Origin of the sequence: Burkholderia sp. BCC1977, assembly GCF_905339595.1 — a bacterium.
Taxonomy (GTDB): Bacteria; Pseudomonadota; Gammaproteobacteria; order Burkholderiales; family Burkholderiaceae; genus Burkholderia.
Window position 1 is genome coordinate 128,691 of sequence record NZ_CAJPGQ010000009.1, and the last position, 24,152, is coordinate 152,842.

The window sequence follows — 24,152 nt, forward strand, 5'->3', positions numbered from 1 at the left end:
AGGTTAAACTTGATGAATATTGATATTTCTTGGTCGAATTAATCAATTCACCTCATATCTCGATGCAACGCGTTCCGTCCCTGAAACTGCTGACCGGCTTCGAGGCCGCTGCCCGGCTGGGCAATTTCTCGCGCGCGGCCGACGAGCTGCACCTGTCGCAGTCGGCGATCAGTCATCAGATCCAGCAGCTCGAGGCGCAGCTCGGCCAGCCGCTGTTTCGCCGGCGCGGCCGCGGCGTCGAGCTGACCATCGCCGGTGAAGTCCTCCAGCGCAGCGTGCAGCGCGCGATGGAGACGTTGCGCGGCGGGCTCGACCGCATCGCGACTTATCTGAATCCGGGGCTCGTCGTGCTGGTGTGTCCGGCGCCGTTGCTGCACGGCTGGCTGCAGCCGCGCCTGGAACAGCTGCAGCAGATGCTGCCGGACCTGTGCCCGCTGCTGTCGACCGACGAAACGGCGCGCTATGTCGACGAGATCGACGTCGACATGACGATCGGCACACGGCCGCTGCTGCAGCCCGGCCTGCTGGATATCCCGTTCATGCGCGACACGTGGATCACGGTGTGCGCGACGCCGCTGGCGGAGCAGCTCGCACGTGTGCCGCGCGACGCGCATCCGCGGCATGCGGGGCTCATCTGCCTCGAGGCGAGCCTGACCGACGAGCGCATGGCCACGGTGTTTCGCGAGCAGTTGTCGGCGTTCCGGATGCACGCGATCTACGACGATCAGCGGCTCGTGCTGGATGCGGTGCTGCGCGGCCGCGGCATCGCGTGCCTGCCGCGTCTCGTCGCGCAGGCCGGCATCGACCAGCGCACGCTGACGGTACTCCCCGACTACCCGCGCCTGCCCGGCACCACGTGGTGGCTGTCGCGCATGGAAGGCCCGTCGCGCTCGCCGATCGTCGAGCGGATGTTCGAATGGCTGGTCGAACAAGGCGGCCAGTCGAGCGAGACCGACCCGGCAGCCGGCGACACGCCGTGATCCGCGTAATTCGCGGGCGCAAAAAAAACGTCCCGCCAGCCGGCGGGACGTTCGTCATGATTCGAAGCCGCGCGCGATGCGCCGCCGATCACGGTTCGTGACGCAGATACCCTTCCTTGCTCGGATCGCGCATCCGCCACGACACGATCAGCGAGATCGCGCACAGCACCGTCACGTACCAGTAGAAGGTTTCCTCGCTGCCGATCGACTTGAACCACAGCGCGACATACTCGGCCGAGCCGCCGAAGATCGCGTTCGCGACCGCATACGACAGGCCGACACCCATCGCGCGCACTTCGGGCGGGAACATCTCGGCCTTGATGAGGCCGCTGATCGACGTGTAGAAGCTGACGATCGCCAGCGCAATCGTGATCAGCACGAACGCGGCCACCGGGCTCGTCACGGTCTTCAGCGCGTGCATCAGCGGCACCGTGCCGATCACCGCGAACGCACCGAACAGGATCATCGACGTGCGGCGGCCGATCCTGTCGGACAGTGCGCCGAACACCGGCTGGATCAGCATGTAGACGAGCAGCGCGACGGTCATCACGTTGCTGGCCGTCTTCGCATGCATGCCGGCCGTGTTCACGAGGTACTTCTGCATGTACGTCGTGAACGTATAGAAGATCAGCGAGCCGCCGGCCGTGAAGCCGACCACCGTGAAGAAGGCGCCCTTGTGCTGCCACACGCCGCGGATCGTGCCCGCGTCCTTCTTGTCGCGCGATGCGCTCGTCGACGTCTCGTCGAGCGATTTGCGCAGGTACAGCGAGATCAGCGCGGCCGCCGCCCCGCAGACGAACGGAATGCGCCAGCCCCACGCCTTGAGCTCGTCATTCGACAGCGTCTGCTGCAGGATCACGAGCACCAGCAGCGCGCACAGCTGGCCGCCGATCAGCGTCACGTACTGGAACGACGCGAAGAAGCCGCGCCGCCCCTTCAGCGCGACCTCGCTCATGTAGGTCGCGCTGGTGCCGTATTCGCCGCCCACCGACAGCCCCTGGAACAAGCGCGCGACCAGCAGCAGCGCCGGTGCCAGCGCGCCGATCTGCGCGTAGGTCGGCAGCACCGCGATCACGAGCGAGCCGCCGCACATCATCAGCACCGAGATCATCATCGCCGCGCGACGGCCGTGACGGTCGGCGATGCGGCCGAACAGCCAGCCGCCGATCGGACGCATCAGGAAGCCGGCCGCGAACACGCCGGCCGTGTTCAGCAGTTGCGTCGTCGTGTTGCCGCTCGGGAAGAACGCCGGTGCGAAGTACAGCGCGCAGAACGAGTAGATGTAGAAGTCGAACCACTCGACGAGGTTGCCCGACGAGGCGCCGACGATGGCGAACACGCGCCGCCGGGTGTCATGCGCGGACAGCGCAGCTTGGTCGGTCTGGACGTCCATGGGTTGGTCTGTTCCTTTTAGTGCTTTCTGGGCGAGACGGCTGGGGCCGCCGCGTGCGGTCGCACGTGGCACCGGTTCCGGCGCACGGCGCTACCGGATTTTAGCGAAATGTAAAGTAACGGGCTTTCCGGGTTCGTCCGGATGTAGAAGAATTTTCTCCCGCCGAGCGTTCGTCATATGAAAACGCCAGCCGTCAGGCTGGCGTCCGATGCAAACTGTTCGCGGGCGATGCTCAGACACGCACCTCCGGCGGCACGTAGCGGCACTCGTAGCGCTTGCGCACGGTACCGGCCTCGTCGACGCTTTCCAGGAACACGTCGAACTGCCAGAGCCGCGCCATGTGCTTGAGCACTTCCTCGCTGTCGTTCGACAGATGGCGGTTGTCGGTCATGAAGTGGCGCAGCGTCAGGCTGCGGTCGCCGCGCGTGTTCACGGCCCACACCTGGATGTTCGGCTCGCGGTGATGGATGTCGTACTGCCGCGACAGCGCCTGCCGCACGTACTGATAGCCGGACTCGTCGTGGATCGCCGACACCTCGAGCGAATCGCGCATGTCGTCGTCGAGCACCGAGAACAGCCGCATCTCGCGGATCAGGTTCGGCGACAGGTACTGCGCGATGAAGCTCTCGTCCTTGAAGTTGCGCATCGCGTAGTGCATCGCCGGCAGCCACGGGGTGCCCGCGATCTCCGGAAACCACTTGTAGTCCTCTTCCGTCGGCGCTTCGCAGATCCGGCGGATGTCGCTCATCATCGAGAAGCCGAGCGCATACGGGTTGATCCCGCTGTAGTACGGCTTCGTGACAGGCGGCTGGTAGACCACGTTGCTGTGCGAATGCAGGAACTCCATCATGAAGCCGTCTTCCAGCTTGCCCTGGTTGTACAGCGTGTTCAGCAGCGTGTAGTGCCAGAACGTCGCCCAGCCTTCGTTCATCACCTGCGTCTGCCGCTGCGGATAGAAGTACTGGCCGATCTTGCGCACGATGCGGATCACTTCGCGCTCCCACGGCTCGAGCAGCGGCGCGTTCTTTTCCGCGAAGTACAGCAGGTTCTCCTGCGGCTCCGGCGGATAGCGTCCTTCCTGCTCCTCCATCTGCTCGGGCTTCTTGCCCGGCAGCGTGCGCCACAGCTCGTTGACCTGCGACTGCAAATACGCCTCGCGCTCGCGCCGCAGCGCGGCCTCCTTCGACAGCGACGGCTTCTGCGGCCGCTTGTAGCGGTCGACGCCGTAGTTCATCAGCGCATGGCACGAATCGAGCAGTTCCTCGACGCGGTCGAGGCCGTAGCGCTCCTCGCATTCGGCGACGTAGTTCTTCGCGTACACGAGATAGTCGATGATCGCGTGCGCGTCGGTCCACAGCCGGAACAGGTAGTTACCCTTGAAGAAGGAGTTGTGCCCGTACGCCGCGTGCGCGATGACGAGGGCCTGCATCGTCATCGTGTTCTCTTCCATCAGATACGCGATGCACGGATTCGAGTTGATGACGATTTCGTACGCGAGGCCCATCTGGCCGCGGCGATAGCTCTTCTCGGTCGCGAGGAAGTGCTTGCCGAACGACCAGTGGCGATAGTTGACCGGCATCCCGACCGACGCGTACGCATCCATCATCTGCTCGGCGCTGATCAGTTCGAGCTGGATCGGATAGATGTCGAGCTCGTATTGCTCGGCGACCTGCGAGATGTGCGTGTCGTATTCCTCGAGCAGTTCGAACGTCCAGTCGGACGGGCACGGCAGCGGCTTGCGTTCGGCAACGTTCATACGCGCTTCCTTCTGCCCGGCACCGGGCAAGTCGGCGGCCGGCGCCGCCGGTTCGGTCCGGCCGCTTTGCTGCGATGCGGCAGGGCCGGCCGTGTCGTCGCCGGAAGGGCGCGGCGCATAGCCGCGCGACTCGTTGTGCAGATGGCGGGTCGTCATGACATTTCCACCTGCTTTTCGAACAATTCGCGAAACACCGGGTAAATGTCGGCAGCCGATTCGACTTTCTTCATCGCGAGATGCGGTTGCGACAGCGCCAGCTGGGCGTACTCCAGCCACAGGTTCTGCTCTTCGGGCGCGACCTGGATATACGCGAAGTAACGCGTCTTGGTGAGGATATCCTCTTCCAGGATTTTGCGACACTTCGGCGAATCGTCGGTCCAGTTGTCGCCGTCCGACGCCTGCGCGCCGTAGATGTTCCACTCGGTCGGCGAGTAGCGCTCGTTCTGCACCTTGCGCATCAGCTCGAGCGCGCTCGACACGACGGTGCCGCCGCTTTCGGTCGAATGGAAGAAGGTGTCCTCGTCGACCTCCTCGGCGCGCGTATGGTGGCGGATGAACACGACCTCGATGCGCTCGTAGTTGCGCTTCAGGAACAGGTACAGGAGGATGAAGAAGCGCTTCGCGAGATCCTTGCGCTGCTCGTCCATCGAGCCCGACACGTCCATCAGGCAGAACATCACGGCCTGGCTCGACGGTTGCGGCTGCTTCACGCGGTTGATGTAGCGCAGGTCGAACGGATCGATGAACGGGATCCGCCAGATGCGCCCTTTCAGGTGATGGATCTCGGCCTCGAGCGTCGCGATTTCCGCGCGGCGGTCTTCCGTGTCGCTCTTCAGCGCCTCGAGCTGCGCCTCCAGCTCGCGCAGCTCGTTGACGAGCGGCGAGCCGAGCGCGATGCGCCGGCCGAGCGCGCTGCGCAGCGAGCGCACGACGTCGATGTTGTTCGGCGTGCCTTCCGCCGACCAGCCCGCGCGCACGTTCTTCCAGCTCGGCACCGTCAGCAGGTGCGTCTTCACGAGGCGCGGCAGTTCGAGATCGTCGAAGAAGTACTGCATGAATTCGTCGCGCGACAGCTCGAACACGAAGTCGTCCTGCCCTTCGCCTTCGTTGCTCGCCTGACTGCCGCCGCCGCCCGAGCCGCCCTGCGGACGCGGAATCTTGTCGCCGCGTACGTAGTCTTCATTGCCCGGGTGCACGTATTCGCGACGCCCGCCCGGCGCGTGCCGGAAATTCGGCTCCGCGATGTCCTTGCGGGGAATCGTGATGCTTTGCGTGCTCTGGATATCCTTGATGCTACGGTCGCGCACCGCGTCGGACACGGCACGACGAATGTAGTTCTTGACGCGACGCAGAAAGCGTTCGCGGTTGGCGATGCTCTTGTTCTTGCCGGCCAGCCTGCGGTCGATGATTTGATGAAGCACTCCCGGTCTCCCGCTCGAAAGTCGATCTGCCGGGGCACTCGCCGCGCATGCCGTCTGCCGTCATGCGGGCGGCGCCTCTGAAGGCGCCCGTACGAACTCGCCGTACGGGCGCGGTACCGCGCGCGTCATGACGACTTGCGCACGCGCAGGTACCAGTCGCAAAGCAGCCTCACCTGCTTCGGCGTATAGCCCTTCGCGACCATCCGGTTCACAAAGTCCTCATGCTTGCGTTGCTCCTCCGCCGACCCCTTCGCGTTGAACGAAATGACCGGCAACAACTCCTCGGTATTCGAGAACATCTTCTTCTCGATCACGACACGCAACTTCTCGTAGCTCGTCCACACGGGATTCTTCCCGGCGTTCGCCGCCCGCGCACGCAACACGAAGTTCACGATCTCGTTGCGGTAATCCTTCGGATTGCTGATCCCGGCCGGCTTCTCGATCTTCTCCAGCTCCGCATTCAGCGCGGCGCGGTCGAAGCTCTCGCCCGTGTCGTGATCGCGGAATTCCTGATCCTGGATCCAGAAGTCCGCATACGTGACGTAGCGATCGAAGATGTTCTGCCCGTACTCCGAATACGACTCGAGGTAGGCCGTCTGGATCTCCTTGCCGATGAACTCCGCATAGCGCGACGCGAGCACGTCCTTCACGAACGACAGGTACTTCTGCTCGGTTTCCGGCGGGAACTGCTCGCGTTCGATCTGCTGCTCGAGCACGTACATCAGGTGCACGGGGTTCGCCGCGACCTCGCTCGAATCGAAGTTGAACACGCGCGACAGGATCTTGAACGCGAAGCGTGTCGACACGCCCGTCATCCCTTCGTCCACGCCTGCGTAATCGCGATACTCCTGGTACGACTTCGCCTTCGGATCGGTGTCCTTCAGGTTTTCACCGTCGTACACCTGCATCTTCGAGAACAGGCTCGAATTCTCCGGCTCGTGCAGGCGCGACAGCACCGAGAACTGCGACATCATCTTCAGCGTGCCCGGCGCGCACACGGCTTCGGCCAGCGACGAATTGCGGATCAGCTTCTCGTAGATCTTCGTCTCTTCCGACACGCGCAGGCAGTACGGCACCTTCACGACGAAGATCCGGTCGAGCAGTGCCTCGTTGTTGCGGTTGTTGCGGAACGCCTTCCACTCCGACTCGTTCGAGTGCGCGAGGATCACCCCGTCGAACGGAATCGCGCCGAATCCTTCGGTACCCTTGAAGTTGCCTTCCTGCGTCGCGGTCAGCAGCGGGTGCAGCACCTTGATCGGCGCCTTGAACATTTCGACGAATTCGAGCAGGCCCTGGTTCGCCAGGCACAGGCCGCCCGAGTAGCTGTACGCATCGGCATCGTCCTGCGCGTACTGTTCGAGCTTGCGGATGTCGACCTTGCCGACGAGCGACGAGATGTCCTGGTTGTTCTCGTCGCCAGGCTCCGTCTTCGCGATGCCGATCTGCCGCAGGATCGACGGATAGCGGCGCACCACGCGAAACTGGCGGATGTCGCCGTTGTATTCGTGCAGGCGCTTGACGGCCCACGGACTCAGGATGCTCTTCAGGTAGCGGCGCGGAATGCCGTATTGCTCTTCGAGGATCGGGCCGTCTTCGTCGTAGTCGAACAGCCCGAGCGGCGATTCGTTGACGGGCGAACCCTTCAGCGCATAGAACGGCACGCGCTCCATCAGTTGCTTCAGGCGCTCGGCGATCGACGACTTGCCGCCGCCCACCGGGCCGAGCAGGTAGAGGATCTGCTTCTTCTCCTCGAGCCCTTGCGCGGCATGGCGGAAGTATGCGACCACCTGCTCGATCACTTCCTCCATTCCGTAGAACTCACGGAACGCGGGATAGACCTTGATAACCTTGTTCGCGAAGATCCGCGACAGGCGCGGGTCGATGCGGGTATCGATTTGTTCGGGTTCCCCGATTGCAGCCAGCATGCGTTCGCCAGCCGTGGCATACGCTGACGGATCGTTCTTGCAGAGCGCGAGGTACTCCTCCAGCGAGAACTCTTCCTCTCGCGTTTTTTCGAAGCGGTTCGCGAAGCTGCTGTAAATATCCATGCTACCTCCCTCGCCTGAGTCTGAAGACGTGCTTGCCTTCTATGACTGCGCAGAAGCAAGCGCGTTCGAATTCATCCTAAACCCTTTCTTATTTTTTTTCACGAACTCTTCGTATGAAGTTCGTCATTCTCGACAACACCGCTTGGACAACACATTTTGACGCTCTACAATCGTTGTCCCGTGTCGCAGAAACTGCATCCGCCACGTCTCGTCGAGCATCGGAACGTCTCGTGCGTTGGACACCTCCGTCGTCGTCGCTGCGCCCTTCACTCTCCCCTTCATCCCTAGACGTTCGAGCGGACGTTTCCGTCGACACGTTGCGCACGCCGTTACAAATTTTTTTCGCATCGTCCGGAGATACCCGTAGCGCGGATGCGCACATGCAACGTGCGGCGACGCACGAACGTTCACGTGCGCCGTCACATTCCACCGAGCGCCGAAACGACGACGCCCGCGTGTCGCGGGCGTCGTGTGCTGCCAAATGGGGAAAGATGCTGGCGATCGATGCGCGGCGCGCGCGAATCAGAACGTCTCCCAGTCGTCGGCGCCGGCAGCCACCGGTGCCGGCGCAGCGGACGCGGCCGCCGGCTTGCGCGCCGGTGCCGCGCGCTTCGGCGCCGGATCGCGCTCGTCGCGCGCAACGGCCGGTGCCGGCGACGTGACCGGCACGACAGCCGGTGCGGGCACCGCGCGCGGCGCCTGACGTGCAGCGGCGGCGGCGACCGGCCGCGCCGCGTCGTCGTCGATCCGGAACACCGACGCCGTTTCGCGCAGGCGCGCGGCCTGTTCGTCGAGCGATTGCGCGGCGGCCGCCGCTTCCTCGACGAGCGCGGCGTTCTGCTGCGTGACCTCGTCCATCTGCGCGACCGCGCGCGCCACCTGGTCGATACCGCCGCTCTGCTCCTCGGACGCCGCCGCGATCTCGCCCATGATGTCGGTGACGCGCTGCACTGCGCCGATCACGTCGCTCATCGTGCGGCCGGCTTCGTCGACCAGCGTCGACCCCGTCCGGATGCGCTCCACCGACGCGTCGATCAGCATCTTGATCTCCTTGGCCGCGCTCGACGAACGCTGCGCAAGGCTGCGCACCTCGCCCGCGACGACCGCGAAGCCGCGGCCTTCCTCACCGGCACGCGCCGCTTCCACGGCCGCGTTCAGCGCCAGGATGTTGGTCTGGAACGCGATTCCCTCGATGATCGCGATGATGTCCGCGATCTTCGCGGAGCTGTCGTTGATCTCGCCCATCGTGCCGACCACCTGGCCGACCACCGTATTGCCCTTGTTTGCAATCTCCGACGCGTTCGCGGCCAGCGAGCTTGCCTGCCGTGCATTGTCCGCGTTCTGCTTCACGGTGCCGGTCAGTTGTTCCATGCTCGATGCGGTCTCCTGCAGCGCGGATGCCTGCTCTTCCGTGCGCGACGACAAATCGATGTTGCCGGCGGCGATCTGCCGGGCCGCGGTCGCGATCGACTCGCTGCCGCCGCGCACGGTGCGCACCGTGTCGACCAGCCCGCTCTGCATCCTCGCGAGGCCGTCGAGGAGCTGGCCCATTTCGTCGCGCCGATGCACGACGATCGCGCGGCGCAGGTCGCCCGCGGCGATCGCGTCGAAATGCGCGAGCGCGTCCGCGAGCGGACGGCCGATCGCACGGCTGAGCGTCAGCCACGACAGCACCGCGGCAACCAGACCGGCCGCCAGCAGGACGATCGACAGCACGCGCAGCGTGTCGTACATCGCTTCGGCGCGGTTGAAGCCCGCCTGCCCGTCGGTGAACTGGAAATTGCGCAGCGCTTCGCCTGCGGTCGCGAGGTCGTTGTAAAGCGCCTGGAGTTGCTTGGCGCCCTCGCCGATCCGGTCGTGCTCGCCCGTCGCGACCATGCTCCCGAATGCGTCGCAACTGCGCTGCAGCGCCTGCCGCTTCGCGGCGACGTCCTGGGCCAGTCGGTCTTCCTCCGGACCGCGCGGCAGCGCAAGGTACTTTTGCCACCACGCGTCGGATTGCGTGCGCATCGCGCGGCTACGCTCCACCGCGGCAGCGGAGTCGGGCGTGCCGGCCAGCAGTGCGGCCCGATCGAGCGCCAGGCGCTCGCGCGCCGCGTACATCTCGGCCACGGCCACGTCGACCGCGCTCGGCATCAGGTTCGTGAAAATCTCGCGCGTCGCGTCGTTCGCGCGCGTCATCCCGTACACGCCGAGCACGCCGATCACCCCCAGCAGTACCGCGAGAAACGCCATCGTCAAACCGATGCGCGCACGTATCGTCAGGTTTCCGATCACCATCATTCTTCCTGTGTTGCGTCGTCATGAGCGGGCCGGGCCCGTTTTTCGAAACAGTGTTTCGCCCCGATGCATTTACGACCGGATGCCACGCAACTTGATGGTATTGACGTCAATTTTTTCAGCAATTCATTAGTTCATTACAGATTGCTGAATGATAAGGGCGATACATCGCCGCCCCGCATCGCAAAAAAGTGCGGCAAGCGTCGCGTTCGGGCAATTCAGGAAAAATGGCCGGCCGCCTGCTGACGCAGGCGCCGGTCCTGAGGCGCGATCGGGCCCTATTCGGCCAGTTCGGCGAGGGTGGGAATCGACGGCTGCGCGCCTGCGCGCGTGACCGACAGCGCCGCCGCGCGTTGCGCGAAGCGGATGGCCGTGTCGACGCCCTCGCCGGCCGCGAGCCGCGCGGCGAAACCGCCGATGAAGGTATCGCCGGCGGCGGTCGTGTCGACCGCCTTGACGACAGGTGCCGGATAGTGGCGCGCCAGGCCGTCGGCCGTCAGCGCGAACACGCCGCGTGCGCCGAGCGTGATCAGCACGTTGCGCGCGCCCGCCGCCTGCAACGCACGCGCCGCGGCTTCCGCCTCGGCCGGATTGCGCACCGGCAGCCCGGTCAGCGCGGCCGCCTCGACTTCGTTCGGGATCAGGTAATCGACCAGCGGCAGCCAGCCGTCCGGCAGCGGCGCGACGGCCGGCGCCGGATTCAGCACCACGGTGCGGCCGAGCCGCCGCCCGGCCGACAGCGCCGCGAACACGGCGTCCGGCGGCGTCTCGAGCTGGCAGATCAGCACGTCGGCCGCGGCCAGCGCCGCCTCGTGCCGCGCCACCGTTTCGGTCGTGACTTCGCCGTTGCCGCCCGCGACGATCACGATCGTATTCTGGCTCGCGTCGTCGACGACGATCAGCGCGACGCCGGTCGATGCCGTCGCACTCGTCGCGAGCCGCGAGCAGTCGATGCCTTCGGTCTCGAGGCCTGCCCGCAGCGCGGCGCCGTGCGCATCCGCGCCGACGCAGCCGATCATCGCGACCCGCGCGCCGAGCCGCGCGGCCGCGACGGCCTGGTTGCCGCCCTTGCCGCCCGCGGCCTGCGCATACGCATGGCCGGCGAGCGTTTCGCCCGGCAGCGGCAGCCGCGGCGCCCGCACGACGAGATCCATGTTGAGGCTGCCGACCACCGTCACGCGGCCGGCGCCCGCTGCATCCGCCGTCATGGGCGCCCCCCGGGTGCGGCCGGCTCGCGATAAACCGCCGTCGATTCGCGCAGCACGAGGCGCGGCGACACCACGCGGCGACGGCTCGGCGCGGCCGTCGAGCCGCCGCCGATCCGCTCGATCAGCGTCTGCGCGGCCATTTCGCCGAGGGCGCGCACCGACTGGCCGACCGTGGACAGCGCCGGGTACGTATAGCGGGAGAATTCGATGTCGTCGAAGCCGATGATCGAGCAGTCGTCCGGCACGCGCATGCCGCGCTCGGCCGCCGCGCGCAGCGCGCCGACGCCCATCAGGTCGTTGCCCGCGAAAATCGCGCTGGGGTGCACCGACTCGAACAGCCGCGATGCCGCGTGATAGCCGCCGAGGCACGAGAAATCGCTTTCCGCGATCGCGCCCGGCACGATGTCGATCCCGCGCTCGGCCATCGCGCGGATGAAGCCGTGCACGCGCATCGCGCTGACGGCCGTGTCGGTCGGCCCGGTGATGCAGCCGATCTTCGCGTGCCCGAGTTCGAGCAGGTGACGCGTCGCCAGGTAGGCGCCGCGTTCGTGGTCGATCTGCACGAGGTCGGCCGCGAGCCCCTCGATGTTGCGATCGACGACGACGAGCGGCGCATGCGCGTCCGCGAGCGTCTGCGCGAGCACCGCGTCCTCGCCGGCCGACGCGACGATCAGCCCGTCGATGCGCTTTTCCTGCAGCACGCGCAGGTAATTGCGCTGCTTCACGGGATCGTCGTCCGAGTTGCAGAAGAACACGCAATAGCCGTTGGCCGCGCACTGGTCCTCGATGCCGCGCGCAAGCTCCGCGAAGTACGGATTCGTGCTGTTCGGCACGACGAGGCCGATGGTCGCCGTCGCGCGCGCCTTCAGCGAGCGCGCCACGGCCGATGGCACGTAGTTCAGCTCGCGGATCGCGCCCTCGACCTTCGCACGCACATCCGCGGACACCGGCCGCGAATTGTTCACCACGTGCGAGACGGTCGTAAACGACACGCCCGCCATGGCCGCCACATCCTTGATCGTCGCCATTTCCCGTTTCTCTCTGGTCTGCTTTCTGTGTAGTTCTACCGGGCGCGCGCGCGCCGGCTGCGATACGTGTCGAGCACGACCGCCACCACGATCACCGCCCCGGTGATGATCCGTTTGGTCGGCTCGTTCGCGCCGATCTGCGCCAGCCCCGCGGCCAGCACGGAGATGATCAACACGCCGAAAAACGTGCTGATCACCGAGCCGCGCCCGCCCATCAGGCTCGTGCCGCCGATCACGACGGCTGCGATCACCTGCAGTTCGAGGCCCACGCCCGCGTTCGGGTCGGCGGCCTCGAGCCGCGAGATCTGGAACAGCGACGCGAGCCCGGCGAGCGCGCCCATCAATGCGAATACGAGGATTTTATACGGCCGCGGGTTAACCCCGGCAAGCCGTACGGCCTCTTCGTTCGTGCCGATGCCGACAAGATAGCGCCCGAACACGGTGCGCGTGAGCACGAACTGCGCCGCGATCATCACCGCGACCGCGATCAGGAACGCCGGCGAGATGCCGAGCGCGATCGGGTTCGACAGGAAATCGAACGCGTCGCCGATGTAGGCCGTGCGCGAATTCGTCAGCTGGTACGCGACGCCGCGCGCGGCCTCGAGCACGCCGAGCGACACGATGAACGACGGAATCCGCCAGCCGACCGTGATCGCGCCCGTCAGCGAGCCGGTCACGGTCGCGACCGCGATCCCGATCAGCGCGGCCGGCAGCGGCCCCCACTGCCATTTCAGCGCGGCCACGCTGACCATCGACGCGGCCAGCGCGAGCACCGAGCCGACCGACAGGTCGATGCCGGCGATGATCAGCACGAAGGTCATCCCGACCGACATCACGACGAGATCGGGGATCTGGTTCGCGATCGTACTGAACGTATCGTAAGTCAGGAAATGCGAGCTCAGCGTCGAGAACAGCGCGATCATCGCGGCGAGTGCGCCGGCGAGACCGAGATAGTTCGAGACGCCGAGCCGCGTGCCGGACAGCGTGCGCGCGCGGCGCCCGGTCACGTCCTGCTGCGCGCCTGCGTCGCTCGGGGAAACGGGAGGCTGGGTCATGGCTGTCGTCCTGTCGTCGAAGTGCCGGAAGCCGCGCGCGGCGCGCTTTCCGCATCCGGATGCCGCGCGCCTTCCGGCAGCGCTTCGCGGCCGAAGCCGGCAAACGCCGCGGCCAGCAGCGCATCCTGGGTCCAGTTGCCGCGTTCGAACACGGCGGTCATGCGGCCGGCCGACATCACGCCGATCCGGTCGCAGATCAGCATCAACTCGCGCAGGTCGCTCGATACGACCACCAGCGCACGGCCTTCGCGCGCGAGCGCGCCCATCAGCGTGTAGATCTCGAACTTGGCGCCCACGTCGATCCCGCGGGTCGGCTCGTCGAACAGCAGCACGCCCATGTCGCGTGCGAGCCAGCGGCCGATCACGACCTTCTGCTGGTTGCCGCCCGACAGCTCGCCGACCGCCTGCGCGGCGCCGTGCGTGCGAATCCGTAACGCGTCGATCTGCTGCTCGGCGAGCGCCGTCTCGCGCGTCGTGTCGACGATGCCGCCGCGCGCGAGACGGTCGAGCTGGCCGAGCGACACGTTCGACGTGACCGACTGCGACAGCAGCAGTCCTTCGCCCTTGCGGTCCTCGGTGATCAGCGCGATGCCGTGCTTGACCGCGTCGACGGGCGAGCCGATGTGCGCCGGCTTCAGCGGATCGCCGACCGCGATCATCCCGGCGTCCGGCGTATCCGCGCCGTAGATCAATCGCAGCAGTTCGGTGCGCCCTGCACCGATCAGCCCCGAGATGCCGAAGATTTCGCCCGAGCGCACTTCGAGCGACACGTCCTGCACGGCCGTGCCGCGCGTCATGCCCGACACGACGAGTCGCGGCGCGCCGAGATGGCGCGCGCCGAGATCGATGTGCTCGCCGACCTCGCGCCCGACCATCAGCGTGACGAGCCGGTCGGACGTCGTCGCGGCCATGTCGCCGACGTGCACGAGCCGGCCGTCGCGCAGCACCGCGACGCGCTCGGCGACGCGCGCGAGTTCCTCGAGCCGGTGCGAGATGTAGACGATCGCCACGCCGCGCGCCTTCAGCCGGTCGATCTGCTCGAACAGCAATTCGACCTCGCGCGCGGTCAGCATCGCGGTCGGCTCGTCGAGGATCAGCACGCGGCAGTCGCCGATCAGGTTGCGCGCGATCTCGACCATCTGCTGGTGGCCGATGCCGAGCGCGCCGACCGGCGTATCGGGATCGACCGCGTCGAGCCCGACCTGCGCCATCGCGGCCCGCGCATCGTCGCGCAGCCGCGCGCGATCGATGATGCCGAAACGCCGCGGCAGACGGTTCAGGAACAGGTTTTCGGCGACCGTCAGCGTCGGCAGCAGGTTCAGCTCCTGCATCACCATGCGCACGCCGAGCGCCTCGGCCTGCGTGCGGCTCGCCGGCGCATAGGCCCGGCCGCCGAGCTGCATCGAGCCGGTCGTCGGATCGACGAGCCCGCCGATGATCTTCGACAGCGTGCTTTTTCCTGCGCCGTTCTCGCCCGTCAGCGCGAGCGCTTCACCCGGCGCGAGCGCCAGCGTGACGTCGGCGAGCACGGGTTCGGCGTAGGTCTTGCCCACGCCGGAGACGGACAGCACGGGAACGGCTGAACGGGAGGGTTGGAAGGTCGGTTCCATCGCGATCCTGGTTGCGGCCGCGCGCACGCAGCGCGCGGGTATGACGCTCACAAGTGCATGCAGTGGCCGTGATCGCGCTCACTCCGTATAACGGCCGCCGGCCCGGATTCTTGAGGGCCGCGGCCGTGACGGGGCGGCGTTACTTCGTCACGAGATCCACCGGCGTCTCGACCACGCCGGACATGTCGGCCTGCTTGCGATGCTCGGCGATCGCCTTGAGCGCCGTGTCGATGCCGAACACGGCCTGCTTCGCCGCGTACTGGTCGGCGGTCGCGAGCACGCGGCCGTCCTTCAGCATCGGCTTGATCGCGTTGATGTTGTCGTAGCCGACCACGAACACCTTGCCCTGCTTGCCCGCCGCCCGCACGGCCGACACGGCGCCGATCGCCATGTTGTCGTTGCCGCACAGCAGCGCCCGCAGGTTCGGGTATTCGTTCAGCATCGCGGACGCGACCGCATTGCCCTTGTCGATCTCCCATTCGCCCGACTGCACCGACACGACCTTCATCCCGCCCGCCTTCATCGCATCCTCGAAGCCGGCCGTGCGCTGCTGCGCATTGGTCGTCGTCGACACGCCTTCGAGGATGCCGACCTGGTCGCCCGCCTTCAGCCGCTTCGCGAGGTAGTCGCCGATCTTGCGCGCGCCCTTGCGGTTGTCGGGGCCGACGAACGGCACGTTCAGGTTCTTCGACTTCAGCACGTCCGGGTCGAGCCGGTTGTCGATGTTCACGACGGTAATGCCCGCGTCGACCGCCTTCTTCACGACCGGCACGAGCGCCTTCGAATCAGCCGGCGCGAGCACGATCGCATCGACCTTCGACACGATCATCTGCTCGACGATGCGGATCTGGTTCGCGGTGTCGGTCTCGTCCTTGATGCCGTTCGTGATCAGGTCGAACTGGCCGGCGTTGTGCTTCTGGTATTCCTTCGCGCCGTTTTCCATCGTCAGGAAGAACTCGTTGGCGAGCGACTTCATCACGAGCGCGACCTTCGGCTTGGCCGTGGATTGCGCATGGACGGCCGGTGCGGCTGCAACCGCGACGGCGGCAAGCGCGGCGGTCAGGAAACGACGGCGAAAGAGGACATTCATACACATCTCCTGGCGACTGGCCCGACGGGCCGGATTGTTGTTTGGCTGTTGTTTTAATGTGAGCAAACGTTTGCGCTACGCTACTTGGACATCGGCCATCGATGCTGCTTGTCGGTACCACGGAATGGAAGCGAGGCAGACGGCCGGCTGCCTGGCGCGTGCTGTCGTCGACGCGCCACCGCCGGCGGGACGCCGGCGAAGCGAAAGCTATGCTGTACCGTTTCGGTGCGACGCGCAACCCGTCTGATCAATATTTAAGGGTTTATTCGGAGCGCGCGGTTGCACGTGCCGATTGCGGCGCGTTACACCGGGTCCTGCGGCGCCGCCTCGTCACGACCGTCCGACGGCGGCTCGCCGAAGCGGTTCGCGTGCGGCGTGCCGGCGATGAAGCCGTTCATCACGAACAGCGCGATCGCGCCGACGATCGGCACGACGATCAGCAGCATCCACCATCCCGACTTGTCGATGTCGTGCAGGCGCTTCACGCCGACCGCGATCGACGACCACACCGACAAGACCGCAATCGCGAACAGCACGAGCATCACCAGCAGCGGCAGATCCTCCTGCGACGAACCGCGCGAACCCGCGTCGAAGATCGCGCTGAGCACGGCGCAGGCCACCGCGTAAATCCACCACGGCAGACGGCCGATCCGGCCTTCGAACGAAAAGAGAAACCATTTCAGATTCATTGTTCGCCTCTTGGTCGTGCGCGACGCGGGGGCGCGTCGTGAGCGTGACGATGACGTGATCGGCTTTTGTCGAATCCGGCTGGGTCGTCGAATTCGTTTTGGGTTTTCCGCCTTGCCGGATTGCATCCGGCGCGATGCGATGCGCTCGCCGCCCAAGGCCCGAGCGGCGCGTGACACCGGCCACGCGGCAGCGCCGACGCGGTTTGCCGACCGCCGCTCCGGCGCATTAAATCATATAAATGGCGGGTTCGACATGGTCGAACCGAGCCGTTCGCCGACGCCGTCTTGTTTTTCCGTTGATCGGCGAACACGCGACGGTCGCCGCTCGCGGCAACCCGGATTGTCGGCGACTCGGCGCCGACTTCGATCGAAGGTTCGACGCGGCGGTGCGCCATGACACGACGGATCCGACACCGGCGTCATGGCGGCCCCATGCCGCCCGTCCGGCACGGGCATGCCGCACCCGCCGGAACATCGCCCCGCCGTCAGACCGCTTCGCGCAGCATCCCGGCGATTTCCGCTTCGTTCAGGTGCGGCGCGAACATCTCGATCAGCCGGTACGCATACGCGCGCAGGAACGCGCCCTTGCGCAACCCGACGCGCGTCGTGCTCGCCTCGAACAGGTGCTGCGTGTCGAGTGCGACGAGCCCCGTGTCGCGCTGCGGATCGAAGGCCATCGCCGCGACGACGCCGATCCCCATGCCGAGCTCGACGTAGGTCTTGATCACGTCCGCGTCGATCGCGGTCAGCACGACGTCGGGCACGGCGCCGGCCTGCGCGAACGCCTGGTCGATGTGCGAGCGGCCCGTGAAGTCCTGATCGTACGTGATGATCGGGTACTCGGCGATTTCGTCGAGCGTCAGGTTCTCGCGGCCGACGAGCGGATGCCCCTGCGGCACGACGACCGTGTGGTGCCACGAATAGCACGGGAACGTGACGATGTCCGGATAGCGATCGAGCGCCTCGGTCGAGATGCCGAGATCGGCTTCGCCGTTCAGGATCATCTGCGCGATCTGCTGCGGGCTGCCCTGGCGCAGCGCGAGATGCACCTTCGGGAACACGTCGGTGAACTGGCGAATCACCTTCGGCAGCGCGTAGCGCGCCTGCGTGTGCGTCGTCGCGACGACGAGATGGCCGCTGTCCTGGTCCGCGAACTGGCGCGCGACGCGGCGCAGGTTTTCCGCGTCGAGCAGCATCCGCTCGATCAGCTGGTGCACGGCCTTGCCGGGCTCCGTGAGCCCCGTGAGCCGCTTGCCGCGCCGGATGAAGATGTCGACGCCCAGTTCGTCCTCGAGGTCCTTGATCTGCTTCGACACGCCCGACTGCGACGTGTACAGCACGTTCGCGACTTCCGTCAGGTTCATGTTCTGGCGCACGGCTTCGCGCACGAAACGCAATTGCTGAAAATTCATGGGTATGCCTCTTAGGCTGTCGTTGTTCGAATGTCGATCCGGAGCGGTATCCGCTCTCTTCTCTTTACCGGGTTCGGGCGTCAGTGTGCGGGAAATACGCGGACCGCGCGCGGCACGGCCGTCGCGCCGTCGCCGACCTGCAGCGCGAGCGCACGCCACGCGTCGCGATCGAGTTCCGCTTCGAGCGCGCCGCCGGTGCGCGCTTCGAGCTCGACCCGCACCGAGCCGCCGAGCGGGATCACGCGGCGCACGTCGACCGCGATGCCGTCGCGATGGCCGTCGTCGGCCGGCCACAGCTGCAGGTCGTGCGGCCGAACGTACGCGTTCGCGGGCCCCGCGAAATCGGCGTCGACCGCGATCGGCGCGGCCGCCCCCTCGGCGACGAAGCCGCGCCCGGCAACCGTGCCCGGCAGCCGGTTCGCCGCGCCGAGGAACTCGTAGACGAACGCGCTTTGCGGATGATCGTAGACGTCCTGCGGACTGCCGACCTGCTCCACGTGACCGCGGTTCAGCACGACGATCCGGTCGGCCACTTCCAGCGCCTCCTCCTGGTCGTGCGTGACGAAGATCGTCGAGATGTGCAGGTCGTCGTGCAGGCGCCGCAGCCAGCCGCGCAGCTCCTTGCGCACCTTCGCGTCGAGCGCGCCGAACGGCTCGTCGAGCAGCAGCACCTTCGGCTCGACCGCGAGCGCACGGGCCAGCGCGATCCGCTGGCGCTGGCCGCCCGACAGCTCGGACGGATAGCGCTGCGCGAGCCAGTCGAGCTGCACGAGCTTCAGCAGCTCGTGCACCTTGTCGCGGATCACGGCTTCCGACGGCCGCTCGCGGCGCGGCTTCACGCGCAGCCCGAACGCGACGTTCTCGAACACGGTCATGTGACGGAACAGCGCGTAATGCTGGAACACGAAGCCGACCTGTCGATCGCGCGCGCCGACCGACGCGACGTCGAGCCCCTGCAGCACGACCTGGCCGGCGTCCGCGTGCTCGAGGCCCGCGATCACGCGCAGCAGCGTGGTCTTGCCGCAACCGGACGGCCCGAGCAGCGCGACGAGCTCGCCCGGCGGGAAGTCGAGCGACACGTTGTCGAGGGCGGTGAAATCGCCGAAGCGCTTCTGAAGGTGACGGACGGTGATACCCATTCTGGTTGCCTCTTTACGATTTCGACGAAATGGCGGCGACGGGGCCGGCATGAGCGGGAACGTCATCGCGTGCGCCGGCCAGTTCGGCGGCGAGGTGACGCTCGGCGAGCAGCTTCAGCGCGAGCGTGACGAGCGCGAGCAGCGCCAGCACCGATGCCACCGCGAACGCCGCCGCGAAGTTGTATTCGTTGTACAGGATCTCGACATGCAGCGGCATCGTGTCGGTCACGCCGCGGATGTGGCCGGACACGACCGACACCGCACCGAACTCGCCCATCGCGCGCGCGTTGCACAGGATCACGCCGTACAGCAGGCCCCACTTCACGTTCGGCAGCGTCACGCGCCGGAAGATCTGCCAGCCCGATGCACCGAGCACGCGCGCGGCCTCTTCCTCGTCGGTGCCCTGCGCCTGCATCAGCGGAATCAGCTCGCGCGCGACGAACGGGAACGTGACGAAGATCGTCGCGAGCACGATGCCCGGCACCGCGAAGATGATCTGCACGTCGTGGTCCTGCAGCCACGGCCCGAGCCAGCCCTGCGCGCCGAACAGCAGCACGTAGACGAGGCCCGAGATCACCGGCGACACGGAGAACGGCAGGTCGATCAGCGTGGTCAGCAACGCCTTGCCGCGGAATTCGAACTTCGCGATCGCCCACGACGCGCACACGCCGAACACGAGGTTCAGCGGCACCGCGATCACGGCGACGGTCAGCGTCAGCTTGATCGCCGACCATGCATCGGGATCGGCGAGCGATTCGAGATAGAAGCCGACGCCCTTGCGCAGCGCCTCGAAGAACACCGCGGCGAGCGGCACGACGAGGAAGAACGCGAGGAACGCCAGCGCGACGCCGATCAGCAGCCAGCGCACGGCGCGCGGCTCGCTGACGGGATCGAGCTGCTTCGCGGCGCGCACGCGCGCGGCGGACGGATTGTTCAGCACGGCACCGGACTCCTGGCTCATTGCTGGCCTCCTGCGGCGGCGGCAACGGTGACGGTCGCGGGCGCGGGGCCGCTCGCGCCCTTGCTCGTGCGGCGCTGCAGATACCACTGCAGCGTGTTGATCAGGAGCAGCATCAGGAACGACACGACCAGCATCACCACCGCCAGCGCGGTCGCACCCGCATAGTCGTACTGCTCGAGCTTGGTGATGATCAGCAGCGACGTGATCTCGGATTTCATCGGGACGTTGCCGGCGATGAAGATCACCGACCCGTACTCGCCGAGCGCGCGCGCGAACGCGAGCGCAAAGCCGGTGAGCAGCGCGGGCAGCACGGCCGGCAGCACGACGCGGCGGAACGTCAGCCAGCGCGTCGCGCCGAGGCACGCGGCGGCCTCTTCCTGCTCGCGCTCGAAATCCTCGAGCACCGGCTGCACGGTGCGCACGACGAACGGCAGCCCGATGAAGGTCAGCGCCACCAGCACGCCGACCGGCGTGAACGCGATCTTGATGCCGAACGGCGCGAGATACTGGCCGACCCAGCCGTTGGTCGCATACACGGCGGCAAGCGAGATGCCGGCGACCGACGTCGGCAGCGCGAACGGCAGGTCGACGATCGCGTCGACGAGGCGCTTGAACGGGAACGTGTAGCGCACCAGCACCCACGCGACGAGAAAGCCGAATACCGCATTGATCACTGCGCCGCCGAGCGCGGCGGAGAACGTCAGCCGGTACGACGCGAGGACGCGCGGCGACGCGACGGCGGTGACGAACTGGTCCCACGACAGCGTCGCGGTCTTCAGGAACGTGGCGGCGAGCGGGATCAGCACCACGAGGCTCAAATAGGCCACCGTGATGCCGAGCGTCACGCCGAAACCGGGCAGCGCGCTCGGCTTGCGAAAGGTGTACGTCGTCATCGGATGCTCTTGCTGGGTCGTTGCTGCTCACGGGCCCGACGCAAACGCCGGCGCGGAGAGTCGCGCCGGCGGGCCGTCGGGGATGCGGCGCGCTGTCGTGGCGCGCCGCTGTCGTTATGGTTTGCTGCCTGGCGTTACTGCGGTTACTGCGGCTTGTAGATCGAGTCGAACACGCCGCCATCGGCGAAATGCGTCTTCTGCGCATTCGTCCAGCCGCCGAACGTGTCGTCGACCGTGTACAGCTTCAGCTTCGGGAACTGCTTCGTCAGGTCCGCCGGCACGTTCTTCGAACGCGGACGGTAGTAGTTGCGCGCCGCGATCTCCTGGCCCTGCGGGCTGTACAGGAAATTCAGGTAGGCCTCGGCCAGCTTGCGCGTGCCCTTCTTGTCGACCACCTTGTCGACCACGGCAACGGGCGGCTCGGCCAGGATGCTCACCGACGGCACGACGATCTCGAACTTGTCGGTGCCGAATTCCTTGATCGACAGGAACGCCTCGTTCTCCCACGCGATCAGCACGTCGCCGATCCCGCGCTGCACGAAGCTCGTCGTCGCCCCGCGCGCGCCCGAGTCGAGCACGCCCGCATTCTTGTAGAGCTTCGTCACGAATTCCTTCGCGGTCTGCTCGTTGCCGCCCGGCTTGTGGACGGCGTACGCCCATGCGGCCAGATAGTTCCAGCGCGCACCGCCCGACGTCTTCGGGTTCGGCGTGACGATCGAGATGCCCGGCCTGGTCAGGTCATCCCAGTCCTTGATCCCTTTCGGGTTGCCCTTGCGCACCAGGAACACGATCGTCGACGTGTACGGCGATGCGTTGTCCGGCAGACGCTTCTGCCAGTCCTTGTCGACGAGCCCCTTGTTGGCCAGCGCGTCGATGTCGTAGGCGAGCGCGAGCGTCACCACGTCGGCCTGCAGGCCGTCGAGCACCGAGCGCGCCTGCGCGCCCGAGCCGCCGTGCGACTGCTTGAAGTTGACCGTCTCGCCCGTCTTCGCCTTCCACGCCTTGCCGAACGCCTGGTTGAAGTCCTGGTACAGCTCGCGCGTCGGGTCGTAGGACACGTTCAGGAACGTCGTATCGGCCTGGGCATGCGTCGCGACGCCCAGCGCCGCCGCCGCGCCCAGCGCGAGTGTTGCGATCAGGCGGCCCACTCCGCCCACCAGCCCCGTATTGCGCTTCGCCATCCTTGGTTCTCCAGTGTTGTCGGTATTGCGATGTCGGGCCAGTCTAACGAACGGGTTACATGATTAAAAATAATCGTTCTTCATTTTTTAATACTCAAAAGTGCTAACGCAGACGGGACGGACGGTTGCGGCAGACGAACCGGCGTCCGGACGTCGCGAAATCGCGCCGGAACCGGCGCGATCGCGTCGAACCTCAAGTAACACTTGAAATTCGCGAAGTACTGTATAAAAATACAGCTCACTGTCTATCCATACAGTTCAGCCATGACCAAACTCACCGCCCGTCAGCAGCAAGTGTTCGACTTGATCCGCCGCGCGATCGAGCGCTCCGGATTCCCGCCCACACGCGCCGAGATCGCGGCCGAGCTGGGTTTCAGCTCGCCGAATGCGGCCGAGGAACACCTCCGTGCGCTGGCGCGCAAGGGTGTGATCGAGCTGGCCGCCGGCGCGTCGCGCGGCATCCGCCTGCTCGGCATCGACGACGCGCCACACCAGTTCACGCTGCCGCACGCCGGCCTGATGCAGCTGTCGCTGCCGCTCGTCGGCCGCGTGGCGGCCGGTAGCCCGATCCTCGCGCAGGAGCACATCTCGCAGCATTACGCATGCGATCCCGCGCTGTTCACCAGCAAGCCCGACTACCTGCTGAAAGTGCGCGGCCTGTCGATGCGCGACGCCGGCATTCTCGACGGCGATCTTCTCGCCGTGCAGAAGCGCACGGAAGCGAAGGACGGCCAGATCATCGTCGCGCGTCTCGGCGACGACGTCACGGTCAAGCGCCTGATGCGCCGGCCCGGCGGCCTCGAGCTGATCGCGGAGAACCCGGATTACGAAAACATCTTCGTCAAGGCCGGCAGCGCGGAATTCGCGCTGGAAGGCATCGCCGTCGGGCTGATCCGCTCGGGCGAACTCTGACAATCGGTCTCGCTGAGGAGAACATCATGGAACGCCTTTCCCGTCTGCTGCCTTTCCGTCAATTCGGTCGCCTGCGTCACCTGCGCGGCCGCACGCCCTGCGCGCCGCTGTCCGCCGCGGCGCCCGTGGTGAGCCAAGAAGTCGCAGTTGAACGGCAGGCGTCGCTGCTGCCGTCAGCGCTTCCCGCATTCGCGCGGGTCTCGCTGAACGCCGGCCTGAATCACGCTGAACCGGCACGCCGTGCGCCCGTGCGCGTCTATCACGGCCGCTCGCGCCTGATCATGGTCGGGACGATCGATGCCGTGTGCCGGATGATCGATCGCTGCATCGCCGAGGAACGATCGGCCACGCACGGCGGTCTCTGATTGCGGAACCTGTCCGCACCGGAGGCATCGTGACTGGATCGTCGGGCCGCGCGTGGCGGCTCAAGCCCCTGCTGATCGTCGGGCTGGCCGTCGCCGTCCTGGTGGCGATCGGCTACGCGTACGCATCGCCGTATGTCGCGCTCGGTCGCCTGAAATCGGCGATCGATGCGCGCGATGCGCAATCAGTCAGTGAATATGTCGATTTTCCGTCGCTGCGCATCAGTCTGAAGCAGCAGGTCACGGAAGAGTTGATGCGCCGGATCGACGCGGTGAAGAAGGACAATCCGTTCGCGGTGATTGGCGCGCTGATCGGATCTGCCTTGATCGGCCCGCTCGTCGATGCCTATGCGACACCGGAAGGGGTAGCGGCGCTGATGAGCGGCATTCCCCCGCGCGGCAATCCGGGCGAGCGGCCACCCGACTGGTCGGGCCAGCCGTCCGGTGGTGCGCCGGGCAATGCACCGGCCGCGCCGCCGGCCAATCCGGCAAGCGCCCCCGTACCGGGCAGCAATGCCACCGCCTCGGCCTCGGCTGCCTCTGCGCCGGCACCCGCGCCGGCCAGCCCGGGCGCCGCCGCGGGCCATCCGCAGCAAACGAGCGCCAGCTACCGGAATATCGATGAATTTGTCGTGACTTACCAGCGCAGTGCCGACGGCACACGCTATGCGGCGATCTTCCACCGCTTCGGCCTGTTTTCGTGGAAGCTGTCCGCGATCAACCTGCACGCGTGA

Annotated in this window: 20 protein-coding genes; 4 read left to right on the forward strand and 16 right to left on the reverse strand. The window is 66.4% G+C overall.

Going from position 1 to position 24,152, the window contains the following annotated elements:
• The first annotated feature begins 62 nt into the window (after positions 1-62).
• Complete coding sequence (locus U5771_RS10605; protein ID WP_322023916.1) at positions 63-980, forward strand: LysR family transcriptional regulator; 918 nt, start codon at positions 63-65, stop codon at positions 978-980.
• An 88-nt stretch (positions 981-1,068) separates the two neighbouring features.
• Here U5771_RS10605 and U5771_RS10610 read toward each other — a convergent pair whose 3' ends face one another.
• The 16 genes from U5771_RS10610 to U5771_RS10685 all read right to left on the reverse strand — a co-directional run bounded on the left by U5771_RS10610 (position 1,069) and on the right by U5771_RS10685 (position 22,144).
• Positions 1,069-2,373, reverse strand: coding sequence for an MFS family transporter (locus U5771_RS10610; protein ID WP_322023917.1), 1,305 nt, complete (start codon positions 2,371-2,373; stop codon positions 1,069-1,071).
• Positions 2,374-2,605: 232 nt separating this feature from the next.
• Positions 2,606-4,285: a SpoVR family protein gene (locus U5771_RS10615; protein WP_044843597.1), complete on the reverse strand. Its 1,680-nt coding sequence runs from the start codon at positions 4,283-4,285 to the stop codon at positions 2,606-2,608.
• Positions 4,282-5,550, reverse strand: coding sequence for a YeaH/YhbH family protein (locus U5771_RS10620; protein ID WP_322023918.1), 1,269 nt, complete (start codon positions 5,548-5,550; stop codon positions 4,282-4,284). The genes U5771_RS10615 and U5771_RS10620 overlap by 4 nt, the downstream gene beginning before the upstream one ends.
• A 125-nt stretch (positions 5,551-5,675) precedes the next feature.
• The gene (locus U5771_RS10625) at positions 5,676-7,598 is read right to left on the reverse strand and encodes a PrkA family serine protein kinase (RefSeq protein WP_322023919.1); all 1,923 of its coding nucleotides are present in this window, start codon (positions 7,596-7,598) and stop codon (positions 5,676-5,678) included.
• Positions 7,599-8,120: 522 nt separating this feature from the next.
• Positions 8,121-9,878: a methyl-accepting chemotaxis protein gene (locus tag U5771_RS10630; protein ID WP_322023920.1), complete on the reverse strand. Its 1,758-nt coding sequence runs from the start codon at positions 9,876-9,878 to the stop codon at positions 8,121-8,123.
• A 278-nt stretch (positions 9,879-10,156) separates the two neighbouring features.
• A complete protein-coding gene (gene rbsK, locus U5771_RS10635; protein ID WP_322023921.1) occupies positions 10,157-11,086 on the reverse strand; it encodes a ribokinase in 930 nt (309 codons plus the stop codon).
• Positions 11,083-12,114, reverse strand: a complete 1,032-nt coding sequence (locus U5771_RS10640) for a LacI family DNA-binding transcriptional regulator (protein WP_322023922.1) — start codon at positions 12,112-12,114, stop codon at positions 11,083-11,085. The genes rbsK and U5771_RS10640 overlap by 4 nt, the downstream gene beginning before the upstream one ends.
• A gap of 35 nt (positions 12,115-12,149) precedes the next feature.
• Entirely contained in the window at positions 12,150-13,169 is a 1,020-nt protein-coding gene (locus U5771_RS10645) for an ABC transporter permease (RefSeq protein WP_321808165.1), read from the reverse strand.
• On the reverse strand, positions 13,166-14,779 hold the full coding sequence (locus tag U5771_RS10650) for a sugar ABC transporter ATP-binding protein (protein ID WP_322023923.1): 1,614 nt from the start codon (positions 14,777-14,779) through the stop codon (positions 13,166-13,168). Before U5771_RS10650 ends, U5771_RS10645 begins: the two co-directional genes overlap by 4 nt.
• Positions 14,780-14,918: 139 nt before the next feature.
• Positions 14,919-15,869: a sugar ABC transporter substrate-binding protein gene (locus U5771_RS10655; protein ID WP_322023924.1), complete on the reverse strand. Its 951-nt coding sequence runs from the start codon at positions 15,867-15,869 to the stop codon at positions 14,919-14,921.
• Positions 15,870-16,171: 302 nt separating this feature from the next.
• On the reverse strand, positions 16,172-16,558 hold the full coding sequence (locus tag U5771_RS10660; protein WP_322023925.1) for a DUF805 domain-containing protein: 387 nt from the start codon (positions 16,556-16,558) through the stop codon (positions 16,172-16,174).
• 485 nt (positions 16,559-17,043) lie between these two features.
• Complete coding sequence (locus U5771_RS10665) at positions 17,044-17,970, reverse strand: CysB family HTH-type transcriptional regulator (RefSeq protein ID WP_322023926.1); 927 nt, start codon at positions 17,968-17,970, stop codon at positions 17,044-17,046.
• An 80-nt stretch (positions 17,971-18,050) separates the two neighbouring features.
• Positions 18,051-19,109, reverse strand: coding sequence for a sulfate ABC transporter ATP-binding protein (locus tag U5771_RS10670; protein ID WP_322023927.1), 1,059 nt, complete (start codon positions 19,107-19,109; stop codon positions 18,051-18,053).
• Between the two features lie 13 nt (positions 19,110-19,122).
• The gene (gene cysW / locus U5771_RS10675; protein ID WP_322023928.1) at positions 19,123-20,070 is read right to left on the reverse strand and encodes a sulfate ABC transporter permease subunit CysW; all 948 of its coding nucleotides are present in this window, start codon (positions 20,068-20,070) and stop codon (positions 19,123-19,125) included.
• Positions 20,067-20,963 carry a sulfate ABC transporter permease subunit CysT gene (gene cysT / locus U5771_RS10680; RefSeq protein ID WP_322023929.1) on the reverse strand — a complete coding sequence of 299 codons (897 nt, stop codon included), beginning with the start codon at positions 20,961-20,963 and terminating at the stop codon, positions 20,067-20,069. The genes cysW and cysT overlap by 4 nt, the downstream gene beginning before the upstream one ends.
• Positions 20,964-21,106: 143 nt before the next feature.
• Positions 21,107-22,144, reverse strand: a complete 1,038-nt coding sequence (locus U5771_RS10685; RefSeq protein WP_322023930.1) for a sulfate ABC transporter substrate-binding protein — start codon at positions 22,142-22,144, stop codon at positions 21,107-21,109.
• Positions 22,145-22,408: 264 nt separating this feature from the next.
• Here U5771_RS10685 and lexA point away from each other — a divergent pair, with 264 nt between their 5' ends.
• Genes lexA through U5771_RS10700 form a run of 3 tightly spaced genes read left to right on the forward strand, consistent with a single transcriptional unit; the run spans position 22,409 to position 24,152 of the window.
• A complete protein-coding gene (gene lexA, locus U5771_RS10690; RefSeq protein ID WP_006754655.1) occupies positions 22,409-23,056 on the forward strand; it encodes a transcriptional repressor LexA in 648 nt (215 codons plus the stop codon).
• 26 nt (positions 23,057-23,082) lie between these two features.
• Positions 23,083-23,421: a hypothetical protein gene (locus tag U5771_RS10695; RefSeq protein ID WP_040144136.1), complete on the forward strand. Its 339-nt coding sequence runs from the start codon at positions 23,083-23,085 to the stop codon at positions 23,419-23,421.
• 29 nt (positions 23,422-23,450) lie between these two features.
• Positions 23,451-24,152, forward strand: a complete 702-nt coding sequence (locus U5771_RS10700) for a DUF2939 domain-containing protein (RefSeq protein WP_322023973.1) — start codon at positions 23,451-23,453, stop codon at positions 24,150-24,152.

Bases quoted from the DNA above. Each gene is read 5' to 3' on its own strand.
- U5771_RS10655 (WP_322023924.1), bottom strand. From the start codon at position 15,869: ATGAATGTCCTCTTTCGCCGTCGTTTCCTGACCGCCGCGCTTGCCGCC.
- U5771_RS10665 (WP_322023926.1), bottom strand. From the start codon at position 17,970: ATGAATTTTCAGCAATTGCGTTTCGTGCGCGAAGCCGTGCGCCAGAAC.
- rbsK (WP_322023921.1), bottom strand. From the start codon at position 11,086: ATGACGGCGGATGCAGCGGGCGCCGGCCGCGTGACGGTGGTCGGCAGC.
- cysW (WP_322023928.1), bottom strand. From the start codon at position 20,070: ATGAGCCAGGAGTCCGGTGCCGTGCTGAACAATCCGTCCGCCGCGCGC.
- U5771_RS10630 (WP_322023920.1), bottom strand. From the start codon at position 9,878: ATGGTGATCGGAAACCTGACGATACGTGCGCGCATCGGTTTGACGATG.
- U5771_RS10610 (WP_322023917.1), bottom strand. From the start codon at position 2,373: ATGGACGTCCAGACCGACCAAGCTGCGCTGTCCGCGCATGACACCCGG.
- U5771_RS10640 (WP_322023922.1), bottom strand. From the start codon at position 12,114: ATGGCGACGATCAAGGATGTGGCGGCCATGGCGGGCGTGTCGTTTACG.
- U5771_RS10695 (WP_040144136.1), top strand. From the start codon at position 23,083: ATGGAACGCCTTTCCCGTCTGCTGCCTTTCCGTCAATTCGGTCGCCTG.
- U5771_RS10670 (WP_322023927.1), bottom strand. From the start codon at position 19,109: ATGGGTATCACCGTCCGTCACCTTCAGAAGCGCTTCGGCGATTTCACC.
- U5771_RS10685 (WP_322023930.1), bottom strand. From the start codon at position 22,144: ATGGCGAAGCGCAATACGGGGCTGGTGGGCGGAGTGGGCCGCCTGATC.
- U5771_RS10660 (WP_322023925.1), bottom strand. From the start codon at position 16,558: ATGAATCTGAAATGGTTTCTCTTTTCGTTCGAAGGCCGGATCGGCCGT.
- U5771_RS10645 (WP_321808165.1), bottom strand. From the start codon at position 13,169: ATGACCCAGCCTCCCGTTTCCCCGAGCGACGCAGGCGCGCAGCAGGAC.
- U5771_RS10605 (WP_322023916.1), top strand. From the start codon at position 63: ATGCAACGCGTTCCGTCCCTGAAACTGCTGACCGGCTTCGAGGCCGCT.
- lexA (WP_006754655.1), top strand. From the start codon at position 22,409: ATGACCAAACTCACCGCCCGTCAGCAGCAAGTGTTCGACTTGATCCGC.
- U5771_RS10625 (WP_322023919.1), bottom strand. From the start codon at position 7,598: ATGGATATTTACAGCAGCTTCGCGAACCGCTTCGAAAAAACGCGAGAG.
- U5771_RS10650 (WP_322023923.1), bottom strand. From the start codon at position 14,779: ATGGAACCGACCTTCCAACCCTCCCGTTCAGCCGTTCCCGTGCTGTCC.
- U5771_RS10615 (WP_044843597.1), bottom strand. From the start codon at position 4,285: ATGACGACCCGCCATCTGCACAACGAGTCGCGCGGCTATGCGCCGCGC.
- cysT (WP_322023929.1), bottom strand. From the start codon at position 20,963: ATGACGACGTACACCTTTCGCAAGCCGAGCGCGCTGCCCGGTTTCGGC.